Source organism: Candidatus Dadabacteria bacterium (genome assembly GCA_009837205.1).
Classification (GTDB): domain Bacteria; phylum Desulfobacterota_D; class UBA1144; order Nemesobacterales; family Nemesobacteraceae; genus Nemesobacter.
This window is the reverse complement of sequence record VXTZ01000025.1, coordinates 34,466-46,237: the sequence shown is the minus strand read 5'-3', so window position 1 is coordinate 46,237 and position 11,772 is coordinate 34,466. Positions and strand designations below refer to the sequence as shown.

General features: G+C 48.7%; 12 protein-coding genes and 2 tRNA genes. 8 read left to right on the top strand and 6 right to left on the bottom strand.

Annotated elements, in window-relative coordinates; all coding sequences use genetic code 11:
- Positions 1–19: 19 nt before the first annotated feature.
- Complete coding sequence (gene pckA, locus F4Z13_05940; protein MXZ48771.1) at positions 20–1,579, top strand: phosphoenolpyruvate carboxykinase (ATP); 1,560 nt, start codon at positions 20–22, stop codon at positions 1,577–1,579.
- A gap of 89 nt (positions 1,580–1,668) precedes the next feature.
- On the opposite strand, the gene F4Z13_05935 is transcribed toward pckA, so the two are convergent.
- A tRNA-Glu gene (locus F4Z13_05935) sits at positions 1,669–1,746 on the bottom strand.
- 9 nt (positions 1,747–1,755) lie between these two features.
- A tRNA-Lys gene (locus F4Z13_05930) sits at positions 1,756–1,828 on the bottom strand.
- A gap of 121 nt (positions 1,829–1,949) precedes the next feature.
- Between F4Z13_05930 and F4Z13_05925 the strand changes: the two genes are divergently transcribed.
- The 6 genes from F4Z13_05925 to F4Z13_05900 are packed head-to-tail and all read left to right on the top strand — an operon-like array spanning position 1,950 to position 7,615.
- Complete coding sequence (locus F4Z13_05925; GenBank protein ID MXZ48770.1) at positions 1,950–3,116, top strand: MFS transporter; 1,167 nt, start codon at positions 1,950–1,952, stop codon at positions 3,114–3,116.
- Positions 3,113–3,904: a tRNA (adenine-N1)-methyltransferase gene (locus F4Z13_05920; GenBank protein MXZ48769.1), complete on the top strand. Its 792-nt coding sequence runs from the start codon at positions 3,113–3,115 to the stop codon at positions 3,902–3,904. The genes F4Z13_05925 and F4Z13_05920 overlap by 4 nt, the downstream gene beginning before the upstream one ends.
- Entirely contained in the window at positions 3,901–4,563 is a 663-nt protein-coding gene (gene rsmG, locus F4Z13_05915) for a 16S rRNA (guanine(527)-N(7))-methyltransferase RsmG (protein MXZ48768.1), read from the top strand. Before F4Z13_05920 ends, rsmG begins: the two co-directional genes overlap by 4 nt.
- 14 nt (positions 4,564–4,577) lie before the next feature.
- A complete protein-coding gene (gene mtnP / locus F4Z13_05910) occupies positions 4,578–5,423 on the top strand; it encodes an S-methyl-5'-thioadenosine phosphorylase (GenBank protein MXZ48767.1) in 846 nt (281 codons plus the stop codon).
- On the top strand, positions 5,420–6,649 hold the full coding sequence (locus F4Z13_05905) for a transposase (protein ID MXZ48766.1): 1,230 nt from the start codon (positions 5,420–5,422) through the stop codon (positions 6,647–6,649). The genes mtnP and F4Z13_05905 overlap by 4 nt, the downstream gene beginning before the upstream one ends.
- A gap of 60 nt (positions 6,650–6,709) precedes the next feature.
- On the top strand, positions 6,710–7,615 hold the full coding sequence (locus F4Z13_05900) for a sugar kinase (protein ID MXZ48765.1): 906 nt from the start codon (positions 6,710–6,712) through the stop codon (positions 7,613–7,615).
- A gap of 9 nt (positions 7,616–7,624) precedes the next feature.
- Here F4Z13_05900 and F4Z13_05895 read toward each other — a convergent pair whose 3' ends face one another.
- Positions 7,625–7,861, bottom strand: coding sequence for a DUF1844 domain-containing protein (locus F4Z13_05895; protein MXZ48764.1), 237 nt, complete (start codon positions 7,859–7,861; stop codon positions 7,625–7,627).
- A 74-nt stretch (positions 7,862–7,935) separates the two neighbouring features.
- Complete coding sequence (locus F4Z13_05890) at positions 7,936–8,883, bottom strand: J domain-containing protein (protein MXZ48763.1); 948 nt, start codon at positions 8,881–8,883, stop codon at positions 7,936–7,938.
- A gap of 179 nt (positions 8,884–9,062) precedes the next feature.
- On the opposite strand from F4Z13_05890, the gene F4Z13_05885 reads away from it, so the two are divergent.
- Positions 9,063–10,007 (top strand): NAD-dependent epimerase/dehydratase family protein, encoded by a 945-nt coding sequence (locus F4Z13_05885; protein MXZ48762.1) that lies wholly within the window; start codon positions 9,063–9,065, stop codon positions 10,005–10,007.
- Between the two features lie 116 nt (positions 10,008–10,123).
- On the opposite strand, the gene F4Z13_05880 is transcribed toward F4Z13_05885, so the two are convergent.
- Together F4Z13_05880 and F4Z13_05875 are read right to left on the bottom strand one after the other, a co-directional pair.
- Positions 10,124–11,251 (bottom strand): Mrp/NBP35 family ATP-binding protein, encoded by a 1,128-nt coding sequence (locus F4Z13_05880; GenBank protein ID MXZ48761.1) that lies wholly within the window; start codon positions 11,249–11,251, stop codon positions 10,124–10,126.
- Positions 11,185–11,589: a metal-sulfur cluster assembly factor gene (locus tag F4Z13_05875; protein MXZ48760.1), complete on the bottom strand. Its 405-nt coding sequence runs from the start codon at positions 11,587–11,589 to the stop codon at positions 11,185–11,187. Before F4Z13_05875 ends, F4Z13_05880 begins: the two co-directional genes overlap by 67 nt.
- Between the last annotated feature and the right edge of the window lie 183 nt (positions 11,590–11,772).

The following is an 11,772-nucleotide window of genomic DNA, read 5'->3' as shown; positions in this document are numbered from 1 at the left end:
GAATTTGGAGGCAACGACCATGTCCGAGAATTTTTCAATCGAAAAGGAGCTTTCAGAAAAACACCAGCTTAAGAAACCTTCGGGAGTATACTACAACCTTTCCGTTCCCAGGCTTTACGAAGAGGCGATCAAGAGAAACGAAGGACACATTGGCGAGAGTGGAACTTTTGTAGGCTACACCTCCCCTCATACTGGAAGATCCCCCAAGGACAGATTTGTGGTAAAGGAGCCCTCCACGGAAAAAAATATAGACTGGGGAGCGGTAAACAAGCCCGTATCACCAGAGGTATTTGATCACTTTTACGAGAAGGTGATGGATTATTTCAAGGGGAAGGACGTTTTCGTGAGAGACCTGCAGGTCTGCGCTCATCCGGACTACAGAACAAACGTGAGGGTGATTAATGAATTCGCCTGGCACAATCTTTTCGTAAATAATCTCTTCATACGACCCGGCGTTTCTGAGCTTCCGCATAAGGAAGTGGGTTTTACAGTCATTTCAGCCCCGGGTTTTAAGGCAGACAACCCAGAAAAATACGGTCTTAACAGCGAAACCTTTATATTTCTTAACCTAAGCCGAAGAATTGCCCTTATCGGTGGTACACGCTACGCGGGAGAAATGAAAAAATCCGTTTTTGCCGCCATGAATTTTCTTCTGCCGGAAAGAAACGTTTTTCCAATGCACTGTTCGGCAAACATCGGAAAGGACGGAAATGTGGCGCTTTTCTTCGGATTGTCGGGAACTGGGAAAACCACGCTTTCTGCTGATCCCGAAAGGGCGCTTATCGGAGATGACGAACATGGCTGGTTTGATGAAGGGGTTTTTAATTTCGAAGGTGGCTGTTATGCGAAGACCATAAAGCTTAGCCCGACTACAGAACCCGAGATTTATCAAGCAGCGCTTAAGTTCGGTTCGGTTCTTGAAAATGTCGAACTTGATCCGGAAACAGGAAAGATAGATTTTGACAGCGACAGGTATACGGAGAATACCCGCGGGGCATACCAGATTGATATGCTCGAAAATATTGTTCCGGAAGGAATAGGCAGTATTCCCAAAAGTATTTTCATGCTTACCTATGATGCTTTCGGAGTCCTGCCCCCTATATCAAAGCTTGATTCCGACCAAGCCATGCGTTATTTCCTTCTGGGCTACACGGCGAAAGTTGCCGGCACCGAGAGGGGAGTGAGTAAACCTCAGGCGACTTTCAGCTCATGTTTCGGGTCTCCTTTTCTTCCAAGACCCCCGAAGTTCTACGGAGCGATGCTGAAAGAGAGAATGGAAAAACACAAAGTAAACGTATGGCTTCTAAATACCGGAATTTCCGGCGGGCCTTTCGGGGTCGGCAAGAGAATGCCTCTTCCATCCACAAGAGCTCTTGTTACAGCAGCCGTAAGCGGTTTGCTTGACGACAGAGAGTTTGTCAAAGTTCCTATACTTGACCTCTCCGTGCCGGTTGATTGCCCTGGAGTTGATTCAACTCTTCTACAGCCTCGACTTTCATGGGATGATCCGGACGAATATGATCACAAGGCTCGTACTCTTTCGGAGCTTTTCGAGAAAGAATACGAAAAGTATGTCTAGAGTTTAAGCCGGTTTTAACCCATCTTCTTGTTAAGACTTGACTCCGTAGTATAGAAAACACCTAGCGAATTGAGGCCGGGGATTATTTCTGGCGTCCCCGAGGGGATTTGAACCCCTGTTACCGGCGTGAAAGGCCGATGTCCTAGGCCTGACTAGACGACGGGGACGGCAAGAATTGAGCCGTACAGGATTCGAACCTGTGACCCACTGCTTAAAAGGCAGTTGCTCTACCAGCTGAGCTAACGGCTCAGAAGATGCCGTATTATATCACGGACCCTTTTCATGTCAAAAAATTACAGTTGTCCTGATAGAAAGTATAAAATCATGTAAACTCCCTTTCTCACTTTCTTTTTTCGGGTCACCATTTAGGATGTCTTTTGCACAAAAGTACAGAGATTTTTCCCTCGTCACTTTGGGAAATTTTTTCTTTTTCTGCAATTTTTCCTCTTTTTTCCTGCTTCCGCTTTTCATAAAAGATATCGGGGGTGACGAGGCCCTCATAGGCTATGTCATGGGCACCTTTGGCATAACTTCAATAGGAGCTATCCCCTTCGCAGCTTATCTGATAGACCACTACGGGCGAAGAAGGTTCATGCTTGCAGGCTCTTTTCTGATGTTTTTGGTTTCCTTTCTCTATATTTTTATATCGGATATTGACGTAAAGATATTTCTCCTGAGACTCATGCAGGGAATTGCTTTCGCTTTTTTCTTCACCTCAGCCGCTACTGCGGTCTCCGATTATGTTCCCAGTGAAATAAGAGCTTACGGACTCGGCATTTTTGGAGCCTTCACAATAGCTTCTTACTCGGTCGGACCTACTATCGGAGAAATTGTGATCGAAAGATTCAGCTACTCGACCTTCTTTCTCTATACCTCCTTGTTTAGCCTGCTTGCCTTTATTCTGTGTTTTCTTTCGCGGGAGGGGAACTTCAGGGTATCCGAGAAATCCATTTTCAGCGGATTTTTCGACGTTGTTTTCTCCGAGAGGTTCCGTGTGCTTCTGCTGGTCAATCTTATAATTGCCGTGGGGCTTGGAAGCATGCTTAATTTTTTCTCCGTTTTTCTTGAGGAAAACGGAATTCATGCGTGGAGCTTTTTTCTTACATATTCGGTAACCGTCATATTAATCAGGATCCTGGGAGGAAAGCTTCCAGATATTGTTGAGAGAAGGAAAATAGCCCTGCCTTCAATGCTTATCATGGTGTCGTCCTTGCTGATGATTTTTTCCATAAACTCTACTTTGAGCGCTGTTCTGGTTTCTTTCGTCTTCAGCCTGGGTTACGGAATTCTCTATCCCACCATAAGCGCGATGATTATCGACAGAGCTCTTGATGATGAAAGGGGAACTGCGATGGGAGCGTTTAACATGTCTTTTAGCATTGGGATAAACTTTTTTGCCTTCGCTCTCGGACTCATAGCGCGAGATTACGGTTTTTCGAACATGTATTCGATAACGGGAATGTTCATGTTTGCGGGGTGCATTATCTTTACCTATAAATATTTTATAAGTGCAGGGAGGGTGAAACGTCTTTCATGAAAATAAAATCCGGCGATACCATTCTCCTCGTTTCACCCGACAACAAGAGCTTCATGGTGGTGGTAGAAGAGGGCAAGTCGTTCAGTTCTCACATGGGGATACTCGACCTCTCCACCGCGCTGGGAAAAGAATGGGGAGAAACGATAGTCTCAAGCCTTGGAAACGATTTTGTACTTCTTAACCCTACTGTGGAACAGAAGATTATGAAGGTGAGAAGGGCTACGCAGATCGTTTATCCCAAGGATGCGGCCTTGATTCTCTTTAAAACAGACGTGAGAGCGGGAGCCAGGGTTGTTGAAGCCGCAACCGGCTCAGGAGCTCTTACCATCGCGCTTGCGAATTCGGTGGCCCCTTCCGGAAAAGTCTATACGTACGAGAAAAGAGAACAGTTCATGAATAATGCCAAAGATAACGTACGACGGGCGGGGCTTTCTGAATACGTGGAATTTAACTGTGGCGATGCCAGGGAAGGTTTTAAGGAAAAAGATGTCGATGTCGCGATACTTGATCTCCCTTCTCCATGGTATGGAATTCCGGCGGCTTACGAGGCTCTTGCCTCCGGAGGGAGAATCGCGAGCATTTCCCCAACATACAACCAGGTGGAAAGAACTGCGGAATCGCTTGAGGAAACGGGTTTTGTGAGAATCGAAACGGTAGAGCTTATAATGAGGAACTATCAGGTGAAAAAGGGGAAGACCCGCCCAGATAACAGAACCGTGGCACACACAGGATTCCTTACCTTCGCCTTCAAGGGAATAAGCGATGTTGACGCTCGCGAATCAAAATGACTAACGAACGACTTCTTATAGAAGGCGCAGACCAAATAGGTATTGAAAACATCAGGACCGATCTTTTCCTCTCTTATGTTGACCTGCTACGCAAGTGGGGCAGGCGCATAAACCTGAGTTCGGTTCTCACTGACCGAGAAATCATAATCAAGCACCTGATTGATTCCCTTACAGTGGCTGAATTCATGCCCCCCGGCTCAAGGGTGATTGACATAGGAACGGGGGCCGGTTTTCCCGGAATTCCGCTTTCTATCCACGACCCGTCCCTTAACGTTACGCTTCTTGAGTCGGTTGGAAAGAAGGTTGCCTTTTTAAAGGACGTGAAAAGATCTCTCGGACTCAACGGTATTGATATTCACCATGGGAGAGCCGAGGAAGTAGATAGAGGGATGAGAGGGGGTTTTGACCGGGTGACGTTCCGGGCTCTTGGGAGCGTCGGCACTGTCGTGGCTCTCGGTACTTCTTATCTAGATATAGAAGGGGAGATGGTTATAATGAAAGGACCCCGGGGAAAGAAGGAATGGGAAGATTACGCGAACCGGTATCCGGAATATATGGAACTTCTTTTGACAAAAGAGCTTGAACTGCCTTTTTCAGGTGAGAAAAGGGTGATTATCGTCGCGAAGCCGACATCCCGGCAGATGGAGACGGAAGTTTGAAAACTATAGGAATAATGGGCGGAAGCGGTCTTTACGAAATGGAAGGGCTTTCGGACGTTAAAACCGTTTCCATGGAGACTCCATGGGGCGACCCCTCCTCAAGCTTGCTTACGGGAACCCTCGGTAGCGTGCAGATGGTTTTCCTTCCAAGACACGGGACAGGACACACAATATCCCCGTCTGAGATAAATTTCCGGGCGAACATATACGCGATGAAGGCCATGGGAGTCGAGCGGATTATATCTGTAAGCGCCGTGGGGAGCTTAAAAGAGGAAATAGAGCCGGGACACATAGTGATACCCGATCAGTTCATCGATAACACTAAACGCAGGCCTTCCACCTTTTTTGAAGGTGGCATAGTAGCCCACGTTTCAATGGCCGACCCTGTGTGTTCCGTGCTGTCGGATTGTCTGCGGGAAGCATCGCTTGGCTGCGGTGAGACGGTCCACTCGGGAGGAACCTATGTTTGTATTGAAGGCCCTCAGTTCTCCACCAAGGCGGAGAGCCATCTGTACAGAGAATGGGGAGCGGACATAATAGGAATGACCGCGATGCCGGAAGCGAAACTTGCCAGGGAAGCCGGGATCTGCTATTCCGTGATAGCCCTCTGCACTGATTATGACTGTTGGAACGAAGATCATGACGACGTTACGGTCTCGGACATAATCGAAATCATGAATAAAAACGTTGAAGCCGCAAAAAAAATAGTGGCCGCCGTAGCTGGCACTATCCCCGATGAAAGGGAGTGTCCTTGCGGGGGCGCCCTGGGTCACTCTATAATAACGTCCCCGGACTGCATAACTGAAGAGACAAAGAATAGATTTGGAATTATATATTTGACTAATCTGCGACAAAAATGACTAAGGAGATACGCACAGTAGAGTTTGTTGTTCTTCCAACCACGAGGGCGAAGGCGAGAAAGATGTTCCAGATAGCCGGGGCTTGCCGGTACGTGTGGAATCATTTCAGGGAGAGGAACCTTGCCGACTATCAGGCGTTTAAGAACGGCAAGGGTGAGAGACCGCAGACCAGTTATTTCAGTCTCGGGGTGGAGTTCACCAAGCTAAGGCATGAGACGGAGTGGCTGGGGGAACTTCCCGCCAACCCTGTAAAACATACGCTCAAGTATTTCGCTGACGCACTTGGAGAAGCAATGGCGGGCAGGAAAGGCTTTCCCAAGCCTCACAGCAAAAATCGTCATGCTCCAGGCTTCACGCTCCCCAGCACGGGGCAGTTCAGGATAGAGAAACGCAGCAGGAAGTACAGTCTGCTGCGTATTCAGGGAGTTGGCTGGGTAACTCTGACCCGAGAGGGAGGTTTTCCTTATGAGGGCATACCGAAGCAGATTAGACTTCGCCATGACGGACACAGGTGGAGAGCGTTTGTTTCCTATGAGGTAGAGGTGGAGCGGAGACCTGATGATGGCGAGGTTCTGGGCGTTGACATGAATGTCCGGCAAATCGCCACTTCTGACGGGGATTTCTACTTCCTACCCGACCTGAAGAAGAAGGAAGCAAGGCGGAAGCGGTATCAGCGAAGAATGGCGAGACAGCTCAAGGGTTCTGGCAGGCGTAGGGACACGAAGAAGAAACTTGCGAAGGTAAGCAGAAATATCGCCAACGTCCGCAAGAACTGGGTTCATCACACTACCCAGAAGATTGCCGGAAAATCCGGGACGGTAGTCGTGGAAAACCTGAAGGTAAATAACATGACAGCCTCGGCAAAAGGCACGATAGAGAACCCGGGGAAGAACGTAAGGCAGAAGGCGGGGCTTAACAGGGCAATGCTGGATACCGCCTTGGGAGAGGTAAGAAGAAACTTGGAGTACAAATGCGGGAGACTGATAGAAGTAAATCCCGCATATACAAGTCAGACGTGTTCGCATTGTGGGCACGTGGATAGAGAGAACCGCAAAACTCAACAGCGGTTCCTGTGTGTGAGTTGCGGGTTTATGTCCAATGCGGACACGAACGCTACGATTAACATAAGGCGTCTGGGAATGGCGCAACTGCACGGCGAGGAGTGTTCTGGTAGTAAACAGACTCCGACGACCCGTGAAATTGATGCGAGACAGCCAGATGGTTAGTCAAGTATATAATTCCCACAGATTTGAACTTATCGTGAAAAAATACATGTAGAGGTCTCAATGAGCATCGTCGTTGTAGGGTCAGTAGGAATTGACACCATAGAAACACCTTTTGGAAGAGAAGAAAACGTTCTCGGCGGGTCTGCCTGTTATTTCTCTCTGGCGGCCCGTAATTTTACGGATGTTCATATGGTTTCCTCCGTTGGAGAGGATTTTCCCCAGGCTCATTCCGAGCTGCTTCGCTCAAGGGGCATTGATACGGAGGGAGTAACGGTCAGCAGTGACGGAGAAACCTTCAGATGGGAAGGAAGATACGACTATGATATGAAAGATCCGGAAACTGTCTCCGTCACCCTTGGTGTTCTGGGATCACTTGACCCCGTGGTTCCCGAGAAATCCAGAAATGCCGACTATCTTTTCTTGGCCAACACGGATCCTGAGATCCAGTTGAAGGTCCTTGAGCAGGTAAGCTCACCCCGAATTGTGGCCTGCGACACCATGAACTTCTGGATAGACAACAAACTGCAGGAACTGAAGACACTCCTCGGCAGAGTCAACATTCTCATAATAAACGATTCTGAAGCAAGACAGCTATCCGAAGAACCATTAATGGTCAGAGCGGCGAGAAAGATAATGGACATGGGACCGGAATTTCTGATTGTGAAAAGAGGAGAGTACGGGGCCTTGCTTTTTTCTCGAGAGGACCTGTTTTTCGCCCCCAGTTACATGCTTGAGCAAGTGCTTGACCCGACGGGAGCGGGAGATACTTTTGCCGGGGGATTCATGGGCTACGTAGCATCTCGAGGTAAGGACCTTGACTTTGCCGGTTTCAAAAAAGGGGTTGCCTACGGGAGTGTGCTGGCTTCCTTTACGGTTGAGGATTTCAGCGTAAGACGTCTGGGCTCGCTACGGAAAGAGGAGATAGAGCAAAGATACGCAGAGTTTCTTAGGCTCTCAACCATGTAGAAGGGGGAATCAGCTCAGGGACTTTACGTATTTCATGCGAATATTGTAAATCATGTCGTCAAGAAGCTGCTTTTCCTCTTCAGTCAGATTCCCTTCGGTTTTTTCCGCAAGTATCTCAAGTATGGTTATGGTGTGCTTGGCGGCCGGAATGTTAACTTCTCTTTTTTTTGAGTGGGGATCGGGAATTTCACCCAGATGAATGAGGGCCGAGGCGTTTAATGAGAGAATAAAGCCCGAAAAGTCCATCTCTAATTCTTCTTTTTCACCGCTCACGATAAACCACTCTCCTTACAGGTAAGTTCTTAACGCCGTTGGATCAATTATAGATACTGGAGGAGTTTTTTTCTAGGGTCGTAGGGATATTTCTCTTTAATCTCGTCCATGAGTTTCTTCATATCCTCGCTGGATTCCTCCGGCATTGCTATCTGAATAACTACGAATTGATCTCCCCGTTCGCCGGTCTTGGGATTTTTCACTCCCTTTTCTCTGAGCCTCATTTTCGTGCCGCTTCCCACGCCGGGAGGGATAGTAAGTTTTACAGGACTTTCTATGGTCGGCACGTCGATCAGCGTTCCCAGGGCCGCCTCATAGACTGTTAGCGGAAGATCAATATATATATCGTCGTTTTCTCTTCTAAAAACCGGATGGGACAAGACCTTTATTTCGAGAATGAGGTCTCCGGCCATGGAGTTTATTTGCTCTCCCTTGCCCGGCAATCTTACCTTGGACCCGGTTTTCACCCCGGCCGGAATCTTGACTGTTATTTTCTTGGTTCCGCCCTCGGGCGACTTAACCAGAAGCTCTTTTTCCCCACCTTTTACCGCGGTTTCAAAACCAAGGGTTAAAGTATGCTGAATGTTTTTCGGTCTTCTCGGCTGCTGTCGCACGTTACTGAAATCAAAAACATCTCCGAAACTTCCCCTCGCTCCACCCATACCGTAAGCCCCTCCTCCCTGCGAAAAGATATCTTTAAAGATTTCATCTATGTCAGGAAATCCCCGTGAATACTGCCTGTAATTTCCTCCGCCTGTTCTCTGTCCACCGAAACTGCTTGTTCCGAACATGTCGTAGGTTTTTTTCTTCTCGGGGTCGGAGAGGGTTTCGTAAGCGTGCTGAATTTCCTTGAACTTCTCCTCGGATCTTTTGTCCCCCTGATTCATGTCGGGGTGGTGTTTCCTCGCGAGGTCTCTGTACGCTTTCTTTATCTGGTCCTGCGTCGCGTTTCGCGGTACGCCGAGCACCGCGTAAAGATCTTTTTCCGCGCTCATGAAGGTAAAAACTCCGATTTTCTCATGCTCATTATAATACTACTTGAGATTAAAAGAAATTGATTAGGGGGTTATATACTTGGCTGCCCGCGGGAGGTACCTTTTTTGACTACCGTGCCGGACTACATTCGAGCAGTAGACCACGAAACGGAAGATAGACGAGAAAATACGAGGATTTCATGAGCAAGAAGAAAACTGTCGCCGTGACGGGCGCGGCCGGGTTCATCGGCTCAAGGCTGGTGAAGAGACTAGCACAATCAGACCATGTGGACAGAGTTATAGCGCTTGACTGTCTCCCGCTAGACATATCCTATCCGAAAGTCACGGCATTCCAGAAGGACATCCGGGAGTCGACTGCGGACATTCTTCGAAAGTACCGGGTTGACGCGGTTGTCCACTTGGCCTTTCTCTTGCAGCCCGGACATGACCGCAAGGCAGCGCACAGGGTGAATGTCAGCGGTACGGCCCAGGTGATACATGACTGCTGGGCTGCCGGCATAAAACACCTTGTCTACCTCAGCAGCACCACTGTGTACGGCGCCCGTTCCGGGACTGAGGAGCCGTATACCGAAGAATCACCCGTCAGGCCCGTCCGAGGCTTCCAGTACGCTGAGAACAAGGCCGCAGCGGAACTCAAGCTGAAAACATTCGCAATGAACAATCCCAACTCCCGCGTCACCATACTGCGGGGGTGCACAGTAATGGCGCCCCAATGCGAGAACTTCGTTACTGAGGTCTTTTTCAGACTGGCGAGCGTCCGCGTTCTCGGTGCGGACCCGCAGATGCAGTTCATCCATCTGGACGACCTGCTAGACGCCTTTGAGCTGTGCCTGCTGAAGCCTGCCTCCGGGGTGTTCAACATCACGGGAGAGGGAACCGTTGCCTATAGCGAGATTGCAAGCATTGCGGGTAGACGCGCGATTATCCTTCCAGCGCCGCTTCTCGCGGTCATCACGTGGGTAACATGGATGCTGCGACTGCAAAGAGATTCTCCCGCGTGCGGGATCGAGTACGCAAGATGGCCGTGGGTGGCCAGCAACGAGAAGCTGACACGAGAGACCGGGTTCCGTCCAAAACACACTTCCCGGGAAGCACTGATGAGCTCGGTGCTGGCAAACAGTTAATTGCTTTCATTCCGCAATCATAGTCTTCATACACCTGATTGAAAAACTACCTGTATTCCTGATGACAACTAATTGGTAACTTCCTGAAAGCTAGCCAGGGTGGTTAAATTTGTCAGTCAGTTCTCTATGGATTCGAGTATCCTGTCTGCAATCTCAAAAAAGGCCTTTCCGGCTGCACTTTGCGGATCAGACTCCACAATGGGGGTTCCGTTATCCCCACCGATTCTTATCCGCGGATCGATTGGGATTTCTCCAAGAAACGGAACTTCAAACTTCTCTGCCATACGTCTTCCTCCACCCCTGCCGAATATGTCTATCTTGCCGTTTACATCGGGCATATCGAGATAGCTCATGTTCTCCACTATACCAAGAATGGGAATATTCAGTTTGTTAAACATCAGTATCCCTCTTCTTACGTCCACTAGAGCTACGTCCTGCGGAGTGGTTACTATCACCCCTCCGCTTATCGGGGCCGTCTGCGCCAGAGAAAGCTGGGCATCCCCGGTGCCTGGAGGAAGGTCAATTACCAAGTAATCCGTTCCGCTCCACTCAACGTCCTCGATAAACTGCTTTATCGCTCCGTGTACCATGGGACCTCTCCATATAACAGCGTCCTCCTCGTTCACGAGAAAACCGATAGACATTACCTTAAGGCCGAATTTCTCTATGGGAACGATCTTATCATCGGCGGTTGCGCGGGGTTTTTCGCTTATTCCCATCATCAAGGGAGCGCTCGGTCCCCAAATATCGGCATCCATAAGCCCGACTTTCTGTCTTTTTTTTGATATTGCCAGGGAGAGATTGGTCGCTATTGTTGACTTGCCGACCCCTCCTTTGCCGCTTGCGACGGCTATGTAGTACTTTATATCGGGAAGCTTGCTTTTTTCACTACCCGCATCGGCAGTTATCTGCTTCTGTGGTCGCGAGCCGATCTTCATCGAGAGGTCTTCAACTCCGGGTATGCCGAAAATGGCTTTTCGGACTTCTTCCTCGATTGTGGACTGAAGTTTCTGGTCGGGCTTGGGAAGTACTATGGAGAGGGTCACCTTCGAATCTTCCACGAGAATGTCTTTTACGAGACCGAAGGACACTATGTCCCGGTTAAATCCCGGATAGTTAACACCCTTAAGAACTTTTATTATCCGTTCTCTGTTTAGTTCCACGCGGAAAGTTCCCCCTAAGAGATACCCAGTTTCTTTTTTCCTTCCTCGGATATCATGTCGGGGTTCCAGGGAGGATCCCATATCACCTCTATAAGAACGTTATCGGCTCCCGCGCTTTTAAGGGCCATTTCAGCTTGGCCTGCTATATGTGCCCCCATGGCGCACCCTGGGGTGGTAAGGGTCATCTTGATTTGAACGTTGCGCCCGGAGATTTTGGTGTCGTAAATAAGTCCGAGATCTACTATGCTCACGGGAAGTTCGGGGTCGTACACATCCTTAAGAGCGCCGTAGACTGTCTCTTCCGTTATTTCGTTGCTGTTTTCGGGTTTTTTCTTCTTTTCAATCTTGGTAAAAGACACGGAGCTTTTATCCTTGGAGGAACCGCCCCTGTCTATCTGAATTATCTTTTTTATCCCCATGATTCTCGCCTCCTGATTTCCTCTTTATTAATGACTATGAAAAACTTATTGAGTCGGCTTTCCTCTATGCCGCTTAGATTACTTCTTATACTTTGCCGAACTCTTCAGAAGAAATAAAGACTCCGGGGTATTAGCCGAGCCAAGAAAGTACTTGAAACATACATTCAGCCTTGCGCTTTCTTG

Excerpts from the sequence above, each read along its gene's own strand:
- pckA (MXZ48771.1), top strand. The coding sequence starts at position 20 with ATGTCCGAGAATTTTTCAATCGAAAAGGAGCTTTCAGAAAAACACCAG.
- F4Z13_05925 (MXZ48770.1), top strand. The coding sequence starts at position 1,950 with ATGTCTTTTGCACAAAAGTACAGAGATTTTTCCCTCGTCACTTTGGGA.
- F4Z13_05920 (MXZ48769.1), top strand. The coding sequence starts at position 3,113 with ATGAAAATAAAATCCGGCGATACCATTCTCCTCGTTTCACCCGACAAC.
- rsmG (MXZ48768.1), top strand. The coding sequence starts at position 3,901 with ATGACTAACGAACGACTTCTTATAGAAGGCGCAGACCAAATAGGTATT.
- mtnP (MXZ48767.1), top strand. The coding sequence starts at position 4,578 with ATGGGCGGAAGCGGTCTTTACGAAATGGAAGGGCTTTCGGACGTTAAA.
- F4Z13_05905 (MXZ48766.1), top strand. The coding sequence starts at position 5,420 with ATGACTAAGGAGATACGCACAGTAGAGTTTGTTGTTCTTCCAACCACG.
- F4Z13_05900 (MXZ48765.1), top strand. The coding sequence starts at position 6,710 with ATGAGCATCGTCGTTGTAGGGTCAGTAGGAATTGACACCATAGAAACA.
- F4Z13_05895 (MXZ48764.1), bottom strand. The coding sequence starts at position 7,861 with ATGGACTTTTCGGGCTTTATTCTCTCATTAAACGCCTCGGCCCTCATT.
- F4Z13_05890 (MXZ48763.1), bottom strand. The coding sequence starts at position 8,883 with ATGAGCGCGGAAAAAGATCTTTACGCGGTGCTCGGCGTACCGCGAAAC.
- F4Z13_05885 (MXZ48762.1), top strand. The coding sequence starts at position 9,063 with ATGAGCAAGAAGAAAACTGTCGCCGTGACGGGCGCGGCCGGGTTCATC.
- F4Z13_05880 (MXZ48761.1), bottom strand. The coding sequence starts at position 11,251 with ATGGGATCCTCCCTGGAACCCCGACATGATATCCGAGGAAGGAAAAAA.
- F4Z13_05875 (MXZ48760.1), bottom strand. The coding sequence starts at position 11,589 with ATGGGGATAAAAAAGATAATTCAGATAGACAGGGGCGGTTCCTCCAAG.